Origin of the sequence: Burkholderia sp. B10, from assembly GCF_004368385.1 — a bacterium.
Taxonomy (GTDB): domain Bacteria; phylum Pseudomonadota; class Gammaproteobacteria; order Burkholderiales; family Burkholderiaceae; genus Burkholderia; species Burkholderia vietnamiensis.
On the sequence record NZ_PQMX01000010.1, the window covers coordinates 1 to 14,103 of the forward strand.

Genomic DNA, 14,103 nt, shown 5'->3' on the forward strand with positions numbered 1-14,103 from the left:
GTAGAGGATTTGGCCGCCGCGCCATGCCCGGATAAAAAGTGAACGACCGTTCTCTTTGCGGTGCGTGCGGCGGCCAAATCCTCTACAATCCGCCGACGCCCGATGCGCCGCCCGCGCACCGGCGTGCTCCGCTTCGACCCCGACGCCGCTGCTGCGGCGCCAACGCGCGCATGCGCGAGGAACCCGCTACCCGATCATGAAAGTCATCAGCTCGATCCAGGAACTGCGCGACCAGCTGCGCGGCCAGAACCGCACGGCGTTCGTGCCGACGATGGGCAATCTGCACGAAGGTCACCTGTCGCTGATGCGCCTCGCGCGCCAGCACGGCGACCCGGTCGTGGCGAGCATCTTCGTCAACCGGCTGCAGTTCGGTCCGAACGAGGATTTCGACAAATATCCGCGCACGCTGCAGGACGATATCGAGAAGCTGCAGAACGAAAACGTCTACGTGCTGTTCGCGCCGACCGAGCGCGACATGTATCCGGAGCCGCAGGAGTATCGCGTGCTGCCGCCCGACGACCTCGGCGGCATCCTCGAAGGCGAGTTCCGGCCCGGCTTCTTCGCCGGCGTATGCACGGTCGTGACGAAGCTGATGTCGTGCGTGCAGCCACGCGTGGCCGTGTTCGGCAAGAAGGACTATCAGCAGTTGATGATCGTGCGCCGCATGTGCCAGCAGCTGGCGCTGCCGGTCGAGATCATCGCGGCCGAGACCGTGCGCGACGAAGACGGCCTCGCGCTGTCGTCGCGCAACCGCTACTTGACGGCCGACGAACGCACCGAGGCGCCCGAGCTCGTGAAAACGCTGCAGCGCGTGCGCGAAAGCGTGCTGGGCGGCGAGCGCGACCTCGGCAAGCTCGAGCAGCACGCCCGCGCGCATCTAGCCGAACGCGGCTGGGCGCCCGACTACATCGCGATCCGCCGCCGCGCGAACCTGATCGCGCCGAGCGCCGCCGAGCTCGAGGCGGGCGAGCCGCTCGTCGTGCTCGCGGCCGCGAAACTCGGCGCGACGCGCCTCATCGACAACCTGGAAATCTGACCGGCCGCGCCGCCTGTCACGCATCACGGAGATACCATGCAGCGCCATATGCTCAAATCGAAGATCCACCGCGCGGCCGTCACGCACTGCGAGCTGCACTACGAAGGCTCGTGCGCGATCGACGAAGACCTGCTCGAAGCGGCCGGCCTGATCGAAAACGAACGGATCGACATCTGGAACATCAACAACGGCGAGCGCTTCTCGACCTACGCGATCAAGGGCGAGCGCGGCAGCGGGATGATTTCGCTGAACGGTTCGGCCGCGCGTCGCGCGCAACTCGGCGACCTCGTGATCATCGCGGCGTTCGCGATGGTCGATGAAGCCGAGCTGCAGGCCGGCTGGAAGCCCAAGCTCGTGTTCATCGACGAAGGCAACAAGATCAAGGGCCACCGCGATCACGTCCCGACACAGAGCTGGACCTGATGCGCACGGCCGCCGGCACGTCGCAGCGGCTTGCCCGAGGCGGCCGCTGCGCCGCCGAGGCACGAAGGGCCTGATCGGGCACGCTGCCGGATCAGGCCCTTCGTCATTCGGCCGAGCTTCGCTGAGCGTCACTGAACGAGCCGGCAGGCGGGTGACGCCCGCCTGCCGCCGACGCGGCAGCGGCCAGTCGACTCACGACGCGCGGGCGGCCTTCTCCGCTTTCGGCGCGCGGCGCTCGGCCCATTCGACGATCGGCCGCCACTGTTCGAGATCCTTCTCGACGCGGCTCCTGGCGACGTCCCACAGCGTCAGGCCGTGCGCGGCGATCTGCACGTAGTTCTGCGTGTCGCGCACGTAGCCGAGCACCGGCAGCCCGAGCCCTTCGACGAAACGGTGCAGTTGGTCGGACGAGCGCGTGCGCGCGTCGACCCGCATCCCGACGATCCCGACCTCGACGCTGCCCTTGCGCACGGCCTTCTCGCCCGCGAGGCGCTCCAGAAACTGCTGGGTCGCGAGAATATCGAACATCGACGGCTGCAGCGGCACGATCACCTTGTCGGCCAGCCGCAGCGCGACGTCGAGCCGGTTGCCGTGCAGCCCGGCCGGCGTGTCGATGACCGCATATTCGAGGCCGCGCGGCGGCTTCGAAGGCGCGTCGGGGTCGAGATTCCACGCCTCGATCTGCGGCAGCCCGGCCGGCCGCAGATCGAGCCACGCATGCGCCGACTGCTGCCGGTCGAGATCGGCGAGCGCGACCCACGCGCCCTGCGCCGCGAAATAGCCGGCAAGATTGGTGGACAGCGTGCTCTTGCCGACGCCGCCCTTCGGATTCGCCACCACGATGACCGTCATGAATTCCCCCGAAAAAGCCGCGCGGCGCCCACCGTCCGGCAGGCGCCGCTCGATTGCGGATACAGGGAGCGATGATATCGGCAAACGGGGCATCACCGAAACCGGTGGAGCCGACGCGGGCGGCGCGCGGTTACGCGGTTACGCGGTTACGCGGTTACGCGGTTACGCGCTGCGCGGCGCGCCGAGCGCGAACGCGCCGCCGCCGAGCAGCGCCTGGACGGCCAGCGTGACGGCCCAGAACGCCGGATATTCCCAACCGCCGTGCGGCGACGCGAAGCTCCAGCCGTTCGGCAAATGCGCGCACACCGCGCCGAGCATGAACGGCAGCAGCACGAGCGCGGCAGTCCGTACGCGCACGCCCGCGAGCAGCGCGAGGCCGCCGGCCAGCTCGACGGCCGTCGTCAGATACGCGAGCCAGCCGGGCAGGCCGATCGACGCGAAGAACTGCGCGGTGCCGGGCAGCGTGAAGACGAACACCTTCTGTGCGACGTGCGCGAGATACAGCACGCCGAGCGCGACACGCAGCAGCGTCGCGCCGAGATCTTGCAGACGGGTGGGGTTCATGGCGGATTCCTTCGTGAGTGGATGACGATGGATCGCACTCTATTCGAAGCTATTTCACCGATAAATGCGCGATATGGCTTTGAATGATTCTCAACAGGAACGAATTGACCCGCAAAAAGGGGCATGCATGGGCCGTGGGCCGGTTATGCCTTGTGCCCTCTGCCGCGCGACGGCCTCCGCGCCGCCGCTGTCGCACCATGCGGCACCCGCCGCACCGAACTCCCGCGCGGCCAAGCCGAACGCGGACGCACGCACCATGCGGCGCCCGCCCTCTCGGCCCCGTCAGCGAAATTCCGCGTACAGCGCGCGCAGGTCGAGGTGCTCGGCGAACGAATCGGCGAGCCGCTCGATCGACGCCTCGCGCAGCGCCGGGTAATCGATGCGCTCCCCGCCGTCGAGCCCCGCCCATGCGAGCAGTGCCGCGCACGCAGCGGGCGTGTCGAACAGGCCGTGCACGTAGGTGGCGAGGAGCTGGCCGTCGGCGGACAGCGCGCCGTCGGCGCGGCTGCCGCCCGCTGCATCGTCCGCCGCCAGCTGCAGCGCCGGCGCCGCGAGCGCGGGGCCGCGCGTGTCGCCCATGTGGATCTCGTAGCCGCGCACGGCGGGCGCGCCGGGCAGCGCCAGTTGGCCGGTCACGTTCTTCAGCGTCTTGTGCGGCAGCAGCGTCGTGTCGAAATCGAACAACCCGAGGCCCGGCACGCTGCCCGGCGCGCCTTCCAGGCCGAGCGGATCGTCGAGCGTGCGGCCGAGCATCTGCATGCCGCCGCAGATGCCGATCACCTTGCCGCCATAGCGCAGATGCCGGCGGATCACCGTGTCCCAGCCCGCGTCGCGCAGCCATTGGAGATCGCGCTGCACGCTCTTCGAGCCGGGCAGGATCAGCAGATCGGCGGCCGGCACCGGGCCGCTCTTCCAGTAGGTGAATTCGACCTGCGGATGCGCACGCAGCGGATCGAAATCCGTATGGTTGCTGATGCGCGGCAGCGCCGGCACCACCACCCGCAGCACGCCCGCGCCGTCGCGCGTGGCGGCGCTGCGCGCCTGCCGCGGCAGCATGTCCTCGGCGTCGAGCAGCAGTCCGTGCAGGTACGGCAGCACGCCGAACACCGGCTTGCCCGTCTGCGCGCGCAGCCAGTCGAGCCCCGGCTCGAGCAGTCCGATGTCGCCGCGGAAGCGGTTGATCACGAAGCCGCGCACGCGCGCACGCTCGCTGTCCGACAGGCACGCGAGCGTGCCGACCAGATGCGCGAACACGCCGCCGCGGTCGATGTCGGCCACCAGCACCACCGGGCAATCGACGCGTTCGGCGAACCCCATGTTGGCGATGTCGCCGTCGCGCAGGTTGATCTCGGCCGGGCTGCCGGCGCCTTCGACGATCACCGTGTCGTAGCCGTCGCGCAGACGCGCATACGACTCGAGCACCGCGTCGAACGCGACCGGCTTGTAGTCGTGATACGCGCGCGCATCGAGGTTCATCCGCGCGGCGCCGTGGATGATCACCTGCGCGCCGCGATCGCTGGTCGGCTTCAGCAGCACCGGGTTGAAGTCGGTATGGGGCGCCACGCCGGCCGCGAGCGCCTGCAGCGCCTGCGCGCGGCCGATCTCGCCGCCGTCGGCCGTCACCGCGCTGTTCAGCGCCATGTTCTGCGGCTTGAACGGCGCGACGCGCGCGCCCGCGCGACGCGCGAGACGGCACAGGCCCACGACCAGCGTGCTCTTGCCCGCGTCGGAGGTCGTGCCCTGGATCATCAACGTGCCGCGCGGCGGTTCGGGTGCGTTCATCGTGGGAATCGTGGGGATCGGGAAGAAAAATCGTGCGACACAAAGCGGGCATTATCGCCCGCGTCGTGCTGCGCGCGCCGTTACAATCACGCGATGATTCCGCACGACCTCACCTTCGTCCTCGGCGGCGCGCGTTCGGGCAAGAGCGCGCACGCCGAGCGTCTCGCCGCCGACAGCGGCCGCCCCGTCACCTATGTCGCGACCGCGACGCCAAGCGCCGACGACGCCGAATTCGAACGCCGCATCGCCCATCACCGCGCGCGCCGGCCGGCCGACTGGGGCTTCGCCGCCGCGCCGGTCGATCTCGCCGGCACGCTCGCGCGGCTCGACGATCCGCACGCATGCGTGCTCGTCGACTGCCTGACGCTGTGGCTCACCAATCTGCTGTGCCCGCTCGACGGCGAACCGCTCGACGACGCGCAGTACGCGGCGCAGGTCGAGCGGCTCGAGCGCGCCTTGTGCGAGACGCGCGCGAAGGTGATCGTCGTCAGCAACGAAATCGGGCTCGGCGTCGTGCCGCTCGGCTCGGTCACCCGCCGCTACGTCGACGAACTCGGGCGGCTCAATCAGCGCATCGCCGCGCTCGCCACGCGCGTGACGCTGCTGGTCGCCGGGCTGCCGCTGACGATCAAGGCCGGAGCGTCGTCATGCTGATGCTGTCGCTGCCGGTCGTCGCCGTGCTCGCGGTCGCCGCCGCCTTGGTCGATCGGCTGATCGGCGAACCGGCCGGCTGGCATCCGCTCGTGGCGTTCGGCCGGCTCGCCGCGCGCATCGAGGCCGCGCTGAACACGGGCCGGCGCGGCCGCATCGTGGGCGTCGCCGCGTGGGGCGCGGCCGTGCTGCCGCCGGTGGCCGTCGCCGCGTGGCTCGCGAGCGTGCTGCCGTGGCCGCTCGCGGCCGCGCTGCACGTCGCGCTGCTGTGGTTCGCGCTCGGCGCGAAGAGCCTCGGCGAGCACGTCGCGCCGATCGCCGCCGCGTTGCTGCGGCACGATCTCGCCGCCGCGCGCGCGCTGACCGCTCGCATCGTCTCGCGCGACACGAGCGACGCCGACGAAGGCGCGCTGTCGCGCGCGGCCGTCGAATCGGCGCTGGAGAACGGCAACGACGCGATCTTCGGCGCGCTGTTCTGGTTCATCGTCGCGGGCGGCCCGGGCGCGCTGCTGTTCCGGCTCGCGAACACGCTCGACGCGATGTGGGGCTACCGCACGCCGCGCTTCCTGACCTTCGGCTGGGCCGCCGCGCGCATCGACGATGCGCTGAACTGGATTCCCGCACGACTGACGGCGGCGAGCTATGCGCTGCTCGGCGACACGGCCGCCGCATGGCGCTGCTGGCGCACGCAGGCGCGCCACTGGGACAGCCCCAACGCGGGGCCCGTGATGGCTGCCGGCGCCGGCAGCCTGAACGTGCGGCTCGGCGGCCCGGCCGTCTATCACGGCGCGCTCGAGGAGCGCCCGATGCTCGGCACCGGCGCGCCGGCGTCGGCCATCCACGTCGCGGCCGCGCTGTCGCTCGTCACGCGTACGCTCGCCCTGTGGCTCGCGCTGCTGGTCGCGAGCGGCGCGCTCATCCTCGCTACCCATCATGTCTGACGCACGTATCACGCACGGCGGCAACCTGCACGAAGCCGCGCGTCGCCATCGCATTCCGTACGACGCGTGGCTCGATCTGTCGACCGGCATCAATCCGGTCGGCTATCCGGTGCCGCCGGTGCCCGCCGACGCATGGCGCCGCCTGCCCGACGACGGCGACGCGCTCGCCGCACGCGCGGCCGCTTATTATCACGCGCCCGACGCCGCGCACGTGCTGCCGGTCGCCGGCAGCCAGGCGGCGATCCGCGCGCTGCCCGCGCTGTTGCCGCCCGGCGACGCCGCCGTCGCGGCGCTCGCCTACGGCGAATATGCGCCAGCGTTCTCGCGTCACGGCCATCGCATCGTCGCGCTCGACATCGAAGCCGACCGCCTGCCCGCGACGCTGCTGCACGCGATCGTCGGGAACCCGAACAATCCGACCGCCGACGCGGTGCCGGTCGAGCGACTGCTGGGCTGGCATGCGCAGCTGTCGGCGCGCGGCGGCACGCTGATCGTCGACGAGGCGTTCGCCGATACGGGCGCGACGCCGTCGCTCGCCGCGCACGTCGATCGCCCCGGCCTCGTGGTGCTGCGCTCGGTCGGCAAGTTCTTCGGGCTCGCCGGGATCCGCGCGGGCTTCGTGCTCGCGCAGCCGGAACGGATCGCCGCGCTCGGCGACATGCTCGGCGCGTGGACCGTCAGCGGCCCCGCCCGTCACGCGGTCACGGCCGCCTTCGCCGATCGCGCCTGGCAGGCCGCCGCGCGCGCGCGGCTCACGGCCGACGGCGAACGACTCGCCGCGCTGCTGCGCGCACACGGCTTCGCGGTGCGCGCGACGCCGCTGTTCAGCTGGACCGACGATCCGCGCGCGGCCGCCTTGCACGAGGCGCTCGCCGCGCAAGGCATCTGGACCCGGTACTTTGCCGCGCATCCGAGCGTGCGCGTCGGCCTGCCGGGCAACGACGCGCAATGGCAGCGCCTCGCGCATGCGCTCGCGCAGTGCGTGCCGACGCTGCACCGGGTGTCCGCGTGAACGCCGCCGTGTGGCGCGTCCCAGTCGCGCTCGCGGCGATCGTTGCGTTCGCACCGATCGCGCGCGCCGACGTCACGGCCCGCGACGACGCCGGCAATACCGTCACGCTGCCGGCGCCCGCGCAACGCGTGATCAGCCTCGCGCCGCACGCGACCGAACTGATCTACGCGGCCGGCGGCGGCGCGAAGCTGGTCGGCACCGTGACGTACAGCGACTATCCGCCCGCCGCGCGCGCGGTGCCGCGCGTCGGCGACAACAAGGCGCTCGACCTCGAACGGATCGCCGCGCTGAAACCCGACCTGATCGTCGTCTGGCGGCACGGCAACGCCGAGCGGCAGACCGATGCGCTGCGTGCGTTGCACATTCCGCTGTTCTTCAGCGAGCCGAAGCATCTCGACGACGTCGCGACGTCGCTGCACCGGCTCGGCACGCTGCTGGGCACCAACGCTGCCGCCGATGCGGCCGCGGCCGCGTACTCGCGCGACATCGCGGCGCTGCGCGCACGCTACGCGGCGCGCCCGGCCGTCACGATGTTCTTTCAGGTATGGGACCGGCCGCTGACCACGCTCAACGGCGCGCACCTGTTCAACGACGTCATTGCGCTGTGCGGCGGCCGCAACGTGTTCGCCGCGCTCGAGCCGCTCGCACCGACCGTCACCGACGAGGCCGTGCTCGCCGCGAATCCGGAAGCGATCGTGACGACGAGCGCCGGCGCGACGCGCTCGGACGCGCCGCTGCCGAGCCTCGCGCGCTGGCGTGCGTGGCCCGCGCTGACGGCCGTTGCACGCAACAACCTGTTCGCGATCGACGGCGATCTGCTGACGCGGCCGTCGCCGCGGATCGCGCAGGGCGCGGCCGCGCTGTGCGCGGATCTCGACGCGGCCCGCGCACGGCGGCCCGCGCATTGAGGGCGGCGCGCGAGCGATCGCCGGTCCAAGATCGGCACGCGGCGTCTACGCGTCCCAGTGGACGATCTTCCACGCACCGGCCGCCTCGCTCATCCGCAGCCACACGACCCCGCCCGTCGGCACCGGTCGCGCGAGCAGCGTGTCGAGCGGCACGCGCAACGCGTACGCGGCGAACGCGCGAATCACGCCCGCATGCGTGAGCGCCCATTGCGCGACGCCCGCCTGCTCGACCGCAGCCGCCACCTGCGCGACGCGCGCGGCGAACTGCGCGACGCTCTCGCCGCCGTGCGCGCATGCATGCAGCAGATCGGCCGCCCACGCATCGAGCGCGGCGCGGTCGATGTCGTCCCAACGCTGCAGCTCCCACGCGCCGAAGTCCATCTCCTGCCAGCGCGGGTCCGGCCGCAACGGCGCGTCGACTGCGTGTGCGAGCCGTTCGGCGACCGACGCGCAGCGCGCGAGCGGGCTCGTCCAGATCTGCTCCGGCAACGGCGCGCCCAGCGCCGCGAGACGCGCACGCACCGCCTGCGCACCGGCGTCCGCCGATTCCGCGAGCGGCACGTCGCTGCGCCCGTAGCAGACGCCGCGCTCGACGCCGACGGCCGGATGGCGAATCAGGACGACGTCCATCCGAGCACCACGAGATAGATCGCCAGTTCGTTCAGCTGCTGCGCGAAGCCGAGGCAGTCGCCCGTATAACCGCCGATCCGCTTCACGAAGTAGCGCGCGGCCCACGCGCGCACGAGCGCCAGCGCGATGAACGCCGCGACGCCCGCGCGCCAGTCCGGCCAGAACAGCCACGGCAGCCCGAACACCGCGGCGGCGCAGGCCGCGCGCGCGCTCATGCGTTGCGCGACGGGCTTCGCCTTGCCTTCCGGGCGGACGTAGTCGAGCGACATCAGCAGGCTCACCGCCGCCGCGCGGCTCGCCGCGTGCGCGGCGATCATCGTCCATGCGGCGCGCAGCGGCGGCATGGCGGCCAGCGCCTGCCATTTCAGGCCGAGCGCGATCACGAGCGCCGCCGCGCCGAACGTGCCGATCCGCGAATCGTGCATGATCCGCAGCACGTCGTCACGCGTGTAGCCGCCGCCGAACGCGTCGCAGCTGTCGGCCAGCCCGTCCTCGTGGAACGCGCCGGTCGCGAGCAAGGTCGCGGCCATCGACAGCCCGACCGCGATCGCCGCGGGCAGCACGCGCAGCGCGGCCAGATAGACCAGCGCGCCCCATGCGCCGACGCATGCGCCGACCAGCGGGAAGTAGCGCGCCGCCTGATCGAGATCGCCGGCCGCGTAGCCGATCGCGCGCGGCACCGGCACGCGCGTGAAATAGCCGAGCGCGACGAAGAAGTAGCGCAGTTCCGCGCGCATGCCGCGTGCCCGCTCACGCATCACGATCGTCGACGCCTGCGGATTCGAAGCTCGCCATCTCGGTCAGGAACGCGGCGGCCGCGCGCACCAGCGGCAGCGCGAGCGCGGCGCCCGTGCCCTCGCCGAGCCGCAGGTCGAGCGCGAGCAGCGGCTTCGCGCCGAAATGCTCGAGCATGCGCCGATGCCCAGCTTCGTGCGACGCGTGCGAGAACACGCAGTAGTCGCGCACGCCGGGCGCGATGCGTTCCGCGACGAGCAACGCGGACGTCGCGATGAACCCGTCGACGAGAATCGTCATCCGCTCGCTCGCGGCGGCCAGATACGCGCCGGTCATCATCGCGATTTCGAAGCCGCCGAACGTGGCGAGCACGTCGAGCGGCGCGATCGCATGCGCATGCCGCGCGAGCGCGCGGCCGAGCACCGCGCGCTTGTGGGCGAGCCCCTGGTCGTCGAGGCCGGTGCCGCGCCCGACGCACGCATCGATCGGCACGTCGAGCAGGCGGCTCATCAGGCACGCGGCCGACGACGTGTTCGCGATCCCCATCTCGCCGAAGCCGATCACGTTCGTGCCGAGCGCTGCGTGCTGGCGGACCCGCGCGGCGCCGGCGGCGAGCGCCGCGTTCGCTTCGTCGAGCGTCATCGCGGGCTCGAGCGCGAAGTTGCGCGTACCGCGCGCGATCGGCAGCGACACGAGCCGCTCCGACGCCGGCAGCGGCGACGCGACGCCCGCGTCGACGATCTCCAGCACGCTCTGCGCGACGCCCGCGAACGCGTTGATCGCGGCGCCGCCGGCCAGGAAGTTCGCGACCATCTGCGCGGTGACCGATTGCGGATACGGGCTCACGCCCTCGGCCGCGATCCCGTGGTCGGCGGCGAAGACGATCGTGACCGGACGCTGCACCTGCGGCCGCTCGGTGCGCTGGATCAGCGCGAGCTGCAACGCGAGCGCCTCGAGCTGGCCGAGACTGCCGGGCGGCTTGGTCTTGTGATCGATCACATGCTGCAGGCGCTCGCGCAGCGTAGCGTCGAGCGGCGCGAGCGCGGGCGGGAAGTCGGTCGGGTTCGTCATCGGGAAAGTGCCTCGTTGGCGCGGCCGGTGCCGCGTGCGAAAGAAGGAAGGTGGATCATCGTCGCTCGGGCCACGCCGGCAGCAGCGCGTCGCGGCCGTTCTCGCGAATCAGCACGAGCGGATAGCCGAACGCATCGCTCGCGCGCGCAGGCGTCAGCACGTCGTGCACGCGGCCCGCCCACGCATGGCCGCGGCCGTCGAGCAACAGCGCGTGAGTCGCGAAGCGGCGCGCGAGATTCAGGTCGTGACACGAAAACAGCACCGTGCGCGGGCCTGCGTCGACCCACGCGGTGAGCGCGGTCAGCGCGTCGATCTGGTGATGCAGGTCGAGATGCGCGAGCGGTTCGTCGAGCAGCAGCAGCGGCGCGTCCTGACACAGCGTCGCAGCCAGCGCGACGCGCTGCCGCTCGCCGCCCGACAGCGACAGTACGTCGCGCGAGGCGAGCGCGGCGAGCCCGAACGTCGCGAGCGCATCGCGCGCCGCGGCGCGGTCGCCGTCGCGCTCCCATCCCCAGCCGCCCAGATAGGGGAAACGGTTCAGCAAAACCGTATCGAACACCGTCGCGCTGAACGCGTCGTGCAGTTGCTGCGGCATCAGCGCGCGGCGGCGTGCGAGCTGCTCGGGCTGCCATGCCGCGAGCGGCCGGCCGTCGTACTCGACGTGCCCGCCGGCCGGCTGCTGCAAACCCGCGAGCGTCGCGAGCAGCGTCGTCTTGCCGGCGCCGTTCGGCCCGGCGACGCACCAGATCTCGCCCGGCCGGAACGCCTGCGTGAAGCCGTCGAGCAGCGTCCGCTCGCCGGCCTCGAGCGTGAGCGCGAGCGCCGTGCAATCCGCGTCGGCAGCGTGCGTCATCGCGGCGGCCTCCTCAGCAGCATCCACAGGAACACCGGGACGCCGATCAATGCGGTCATCACGCCGACCGGCAATTGCGCGGGCGCGATCGCGGTGCGCGCGAGCAGGTCGGCCGCCATCACGCCGCCGCCGCCCGCGAGCATCGCGGCCGGCAGCAGCATGCGCTGGTCGTTGCCGAACGCGAGCCGCAGCGCATGCGGTACGACGAGGCCGACGAAGCCGATCGTGCCGGCCGTCGTCACCGCGGCCGCGGCGGCCAGTGACGCGACCAGGTAAATGCGCACGCGCACGCGCGCGACCGGCACGCCGAGCGCCAGCGCGGTCGCGTCGCCGCGCAACATCACGTTCAGCTGCGGCGCGGCCGGCAGTGCCGCAGCGGCGGCGAGCAGCAACGCGCCCCATGCGAACCACGGCGCGCTCACGCCGCTCAGGTCGCCGGTCAGCCAGAAGATGATGCCGCGCAGCCGCGCGTCGGGCGCGAGCGACAGCAGCAGCGTGACGAGCGCGCCCCACCCGGCCGCAATCACGACGCCGGTAAGGAGCAGCCGCGGCGATGCATCGCGCGAGTCGCCGCGCCGCAATTCGCGGCGCGCCAGGCCGAGCACGAGCGTGACCGACACGAGCGCGCCCGCGAACGCGCACGCATCGACGAGCCACCACGCGGCGCCGGCGATCATCGCGACGAGCGCGAAGCCGGCCGCGCCGCCGGACACGCCGAGCACGTACGGTTCCGCGAGCGGGTTGCGCAGCAGCACCTGCAGCAGCGCGCCGGCCAGCGCGAGCAGCGCGCCGCACGCGAAACCCGCGAGCGCGCGCGGCAAGCGCAACGTGCGCACGATGTCGGCGAACAGCGCGTCGCCGCCGTGCGACACGAGCGATGCGAGCGCCTGCCACGGCGACATCGGCACACTGCCGATCGACAGCGACGCGACGAACAGCAGCGCCACCACGCCGGCGAGCGTGGTCCAGATCGCGACGGCACGCGCGGCATTCATGCGCCGCATCCGACGAAGGTCGAGCAGCGGCGCACGCGCGTGGCGCTGCGGTGAGACGAACGCATGACGGAGATTGCGTTGCGCCGAGGCGAACGCCGAACGGACGTCGCGCTGCGACGTGTCGAACCGATGTGCAGGTTGCCGGCCCCCGTACGGCGAGTTGCTGCGCCGCACTTCGGCGACGCCGGCCCGTGACGGTCGAGATCCATCGAACGGCCGGTCCGCGCGCACGGCGTCGCGCGCACGCTCGCGCCTCGCGCGCTTGCCGGTCGTGCGGCATCGCGCTCGCGTGCGAGGCCGCCGCACTCGCCGAACTCGCCGAGCCCGGCGCAGCCGCACTGGCCGCACGCAACGTGACGGCGGCACACGGCACGCGGCGGCATGCGCAGCGTCGTGCGAATGATTGGGGTCGGCATCGAAGACAGTTCCCGTGAAGCGCTGCGCACCCTGCTTCCCCGCAGCGCGCGCGTCATGAAGCCCGACGGGCTCCTCGTCTCGGCCGGTATCCGGGCTGACGGCGTGCCGGCTCGCCTTCCCGCGCGCATCGCGCGCAGTGGCCCGCGCCCGCATGCGCAAGCTGCATGCGAAACGCGCCCGAGCCGGCCTGCGTCGTACGACGCGGCCGCTTACCGTTGCGGGGGCAGCGCAGGTTGGCGAGCTCCTGGCGAAGCGCACGCCCTGCTTCCCGTTTAACCGCGCGACGCACGCGCGAGCACCGAGGCCGCGCCAGTTTAGGAGCGGGCCGCGCGAGCGTCAAGAAAGCGTCGGCACGCACGCGGCGCATGCGTCGGATGCGCATATTCGCGGCAAGAAGCCGGGGTGTTACGACTGGAAACGTTACAGATGTCGGAAAGCGGGGTATTCCGCGCTAAAATGCTGGGTCTTTAGAGGACGCAGCAGATGCTCAACGAACTCGAAACCTTATCTCAAAATATTGGCCGTCTGATTTCGCTGAACAAGCGCTATCACTCGGAACGGCTCGCGCTCGAGGAGCAGGTCACGCAATTGCGCGCGGACGCGGACACGGTCCGTGCGGAACTCGCGCAGCTGCGCGAAGAACGCAATGCGCTTGCGGCCGAGCGCGACACGCTGTCGGCAAAGATCGACGACGCCCAGGTCAAACTGAACGCGATCCTCGAGAAGCTGCCGCGCACGAAGAGCGTGGAGCAAGCCGACAACCAGCTCGACCTGCTGGATGGGCAGGCGCGCTCCGATAGCGACGACGCAGCCAGCCACGGAGAACATGCATGAGCACCAAGCAGATCGAAGTCTCGATTCTCGGTCAGCCGTATCGGCTCGCCTGTTCGGCCGAGACCGAAGCGGCACTGCTCGAGGCCGTCGCGCGCGTCGATGCCGAAATGTCGAAGATCCGCGCGAACAGCTCGGTGCGCGGCACCGATCGCATCGCGGTGATGGCCGCGCTGTCGCTCGCGTCCGAATTGCTGCGGCTGCAAACGAGCGTGCGGCACGGTGAAGCATTTCCGGCCGAGGAAATCCGTCGTACAATGCACCAGATGAACGAACAGCTCGGCGCTGTGCTCGCACAGCACGAGACGCAGTAACAAGCGCAGTAACGTTTGATTGTTGTGTCGATTCCCCTTGATCTCGGCGATCAACGGTGTTCAAATTGGCGCAACGAAACACAGTTTA

At 71.3% G+C, this 14,103-nt stretch carries 16 protein-coding genes and 1 riboswitch; of the genes, 8 read left to right on the top strand and 8 right to left on the bottom strand.

The features are described from left to right. Nucleotides 1-196 precede the first annotated feature (196 nt). Both panC and panD read left to right on the top strand, forming a co-directional pair. On the top strand, nucleotides 197-1,036 hold the full coding sequence (gene panC, locus C3Y15_RS07425) for a pantoate--beta-alanine ligase (protein ID WP_011885715.1): 840 nt from the start codon (nucleotides 197-199) through the stop codon (nucleotides 1,034-1,036). 36 nt (nucleotides 1,037-1,072) lie between these two features. Next, on the top strand, nucleotides 1,073-1,459 hold the full coding sequence (gene panD / locus C3Y15_RS07430) for an aspartate 1-decarboxylase (RefSeq protein ID WP_011885716.1): 387 nt from the start codon (nucleotides 1,073-1,075) through the stop codon (nucleotides 1,457-1,459). A gap of 192 nt (nucleotides 1,460-1,651) precedes the next feature. Here panD and C3Y15_RS07435 read toward each other — a convergent pair whose 3' ends face one another. The 3 genes from C3Y15_RS07435 to C3Y15_RS07445 form a co-directional block, all read right to left on the bottom strand. Then, nucleotides 1,652-2,311 carry a ParA family protein gene (locus C3Y15_RS07435; protein WP_011885717.1) on the bottom strand — a complete coding sequence of 220 codons (660 nt, stop codon included), beginning with the start codon at nucleotides 2,309-2,311 and terminating at the stop codon, nucleotides 1,652-1,654. 162 nt (nucleotides 2,312-2,473) lie between these two features. Beyond that, entirely contained in the window at nucleotides 2,474-2,875 is a 402-nt protein-coding gene (locus C3Y15_RS07440; protein WP_014723466.1) for a DoxX family protein, read from the bottom strand. 282 nt (nucleotides 2,876-3,157) lie between these two features. Beyond that, nucleotides 3,158-4,657, bottom strand: a complete 1,500-nt coding sequence (locus tag C3Y15_RS07445; RefSeq protein WP_060044848.1) for a cobyric acid synthase — start codon at nucleotides 4,655-4,657, stop codon at nucleotides 3,158-3,160. Between the two features lie 93 nt (nucleotides 4,658-4,750). On the opposite strand from C3Y15_RS07445, the gene cobU reads away from it, so the two are divergent. The 4 genes from cobU to C3Y15_RS07465 are packed head-to-tail and all read left to right on the top strand — an operon-like array spanning nucleotide 4,751 to nucleotide 8,169. Beyond that, a complete protein-coding gene (gene cobU, locus C3Y15_RS07450) occupies nucleotides 4,751-5,311 on the top strand; it encodes a bifunctional adenosylcobinamide kinase/adenosylcobinamide-phosphate guanylyltransferase (RefSeq protein WP_059668399.1) in 561 nt (186 codons plus the stop codon). Continuing rightward, nucleotides 5,305-6,249: an adenosylcobinamide-phosphate synthase CbiB gene (gene cbiB, locus C3Y15_RS07455; protein WP_045578872.1), complete on the top strand. Its 945-nt coding sequence runs from the start codon at nucleotides 5,305-5,307 to the stop codon at nucleotides 6,247-6,249. Before cobU ends, cbiB begins: the two co-directional genes overlap by 7 nt. Beyond that, entirely contained in the window at nucleotides 6,242-7,261 is a 1,020-nt protein-coding gene (gene cobD / locus C3Y15_RS07460) for a threonine-phosphate decarboxylase CobD (RefSeq protein WP_124259765.1), read from the top strand. The genes cbiB and cobD overlap by 8 nt, the downstream gene beginning before the upstream one ends. Then, a complete protein-coding gene (locus C3Y15_RS07465; protein WP_069246391.1) occupies nucleotides 7,258-8,169 on the top strand; it encodes a cobalamin-binding protein in 912 nt (303 codons plus the stop codon). The genes cobD and C3Y15_RS07465 overlap by 4 nt, the downstream gene beginning before the upstream one ends. A 45-nt stretch (nucleotides 8,170-8,214) precedes the next feature. Here the strand turns inward: C3Y15_RS07465 and cobC are convergent, their stop codons facing one another. From cobC to C3Y15_RS07490, 5 genes are read right to left on the bottom strand one after another with little or no spacing between them, the layout of a single operon-like run. After that, nucleotides 8,215-8,799, bottom strand: coding sequence for an alpha-ribazole phosphatase (cobC, locus tag C3Y15_RS07470; RefSeq protein WP_011885724.1), 585 nt, complete (start codon nucleotides 8,797-8,799; stop codon nucleotides 8,215-8,217). Then, nucleotides 8,784-9,536, bottom strand: coding sequence for an adenosylcobinamide-GDP ribazoletransferase (locus C3Y15_RS07475; protein ID WP_224056643.1), 753 nt, complete (start codon nucleotides 9,534-9,536; stop codon nucleotides 8,784-8,786). The genes cobC and C3Y15_RS07475 overlap by 16 nt, the downstream gene beginning before the upstream one ends. Before the next feature lie 13 nt (nucleotides 9,537-9,549). Beyond that, nucleotides 9,550-10,605: a nicotinate-nucleotide--dimethylbenzimidazole phosphoribosyltransferase gene (gene cobT, locus C3Y15_RS07480; RefSeq protein ID WP_011885726.1), complete on the bottom strand. Its 1,056-nt coding sequence runs from the start codon at nucleotides 10,603-10,605 to the stop codon at nucleotides 9,550-9,552. A 55-nt stretch (nucleotides 10,606-10,660) separates the two neighbouring features. Then, nucleotides 10,661-11,458: an ABC transporter ATP-binding protein gene (locus C3Y15_RS07485; protein WP_011885727.1), complete on the bottom strand. Its 798-nt coding sequence runs from the start codon at nucleotides 11,456-11,458 to the stop codon at nucleotides 10,661-10,663. Then, entirely contained in the window at nucleotides 11,455-12,462 is a 1,008-nt protein-coding gene (locus C3Y15_RS07490) for an iron ABC transporter permease (protein WP_224056644.1), read from the bottom strand. The genes C3Y15_RS07485 and C3Y15_RS07490 overlap by 4 nt, the downstream gene beginning before the upstream one ends. Nucleotides 12,463-12,932: 470 nt before the next feature. Further along, a riboswitch (cobalamin riboswitch) is annotated at nucleotides 12,933-13,188 on the bottom strand. A 165-nt stretch (nucleotides 13,189-13,353) separates the two neighbouring features. On the opposite strand from C3Y15_RS07490, the gene C3Y15_RS07495 reads away from it, so the two are divergent. Continuing rightward, the gene (locus C3Y15_RS07495) at nucleotides 13,354-13,704 is read left to right on the top strand and encodes a hypothetical protein (RefSeq protein WP_046425691.1); all 351 of its coding nucleotides are present in this window, start codon (nucleotides 13,354-13,356) and stop codon (nucleotides 13,702-13,704) included. After that, nucleotides 13,701-14,015, top strand: a complete 315-nt coding sequence (locus tag C3Y15_RS07500; RefSeq protein ID WP_011885730.1) for a cell division protein ZapA — start codon at nucleotides 13,701-13,703, stop codon at nucleotides 14,013-14,015. The genes C3Y15_RS07495 and C3Y15_RS07500 overlap by 4 nt, the downstream gene beginning before the upstream one ends. Nucleotides 14,016-14,103 lie beyond the last annotated feature (88 nt).

Bases quoted from the DNA above. Each gene is read 5' to 3' on its own strand.
- panC (WP_011885715.1), top strand. From the start codon at position 197: ATGAAAGTCATCAGCTCGATCCAGGAACTGCGCGACCAGCTGCGCGGC.
- panD (WP_011885716.1), top strand. From the start codon at position 1,073: ATGCAGCGCCATATGCTCAAATCGAAGATCCACCGCGCGGCCGTCACG.
- C3Y15_RS07435 (WP_011885717.1), bottom strand. From the start codon at position 2,311: ATGACGGTCATCGTGGTGGCGAATCCGAAGGGCGGCGTCGGCAAGAGC.
- C3Y15_RS07440 (WP_014723466.1), bottom strand. From the start codon at position 2,875: ATGAACCCCACCCGTCTGCAAGATCTCGGCGCGACGCTGCTGCGTGTC.
- C3Y15_RS07445 (WP_060044848.1), bottom strand. From the start codon at position 4,657: ATGAACGCACCCGAACCGCCGCGCGGCACGTTGATGATCCAGGGCACG.
- cobU (WP_059668399.1), top strand. From the start codon at position 4,751: ATGATTCCGCACGACCTCACCTTCGTCCTCGGCGGCGCGCGTTCGGGC.
- cbiB (WP_045578872.1), top strand. From the start codon at position 5,305: ATGCTGATGCTGTCGCTGCCGGTCGTCGCCGTGCTCGCGGTCGCCGCC.
- cobD (WP_124259765.1), top strand. From the start codon at position 6,242: ATGTCTGACGCACGTATCACGCACGGCGGCAACCTGCACGAAGCCGCG.
- cobC (WP_011885724.1), bottom strand. From the start codon at position 8,799: ATGGACGTCGTCCTGATTCGCCATCCGGCCGTCGGCGTCGAGCGCGGC.
- C3Y15_RS07475 (WP_224056643.1), bottom strand. From the start codon at position 9,536: ATGCGCGCGGAACTGCGCTACTTCTTCGTCGCGCTCGGCTATTTCACG.
- cobT (WP_011885726.1), bottom strand. From the start codon at position 10,605: ATGACGAACCCGACCGACTTCCCGCCCGCGCTCGCGCCGCTCGACGCT.
- C3Y15_RS07485 (WP_011885727.1), bottom strand. From the start codon at position 11,458: ATGACGCACGCTGCCGACGCGGATTGCACGGCGCTCGCGCTCACGCTC.
- C3Y15_RS07490 (WP_224056644.1), bottom strand. From the start codon at position 12,462: ATGCGGCGCATGAATGCCGCGCGTGCCGTCGCGATCTGGACCACGCTC.
- C3Y15_RS07495 (WP_046425691.1), top strand. From the start codon at position 13,354: ATGCTCAACGAACTCGAAACCTTATCTCAAAATATTGGCCGTCTGATT.
- C3Y15_RS07500 (WP_011885730.1), top strand. From the start codon at position 13,701: ATGAGCACCAAGCAGATCGAAGTCTCGATTCTCGGTCAGCCGTATCGG.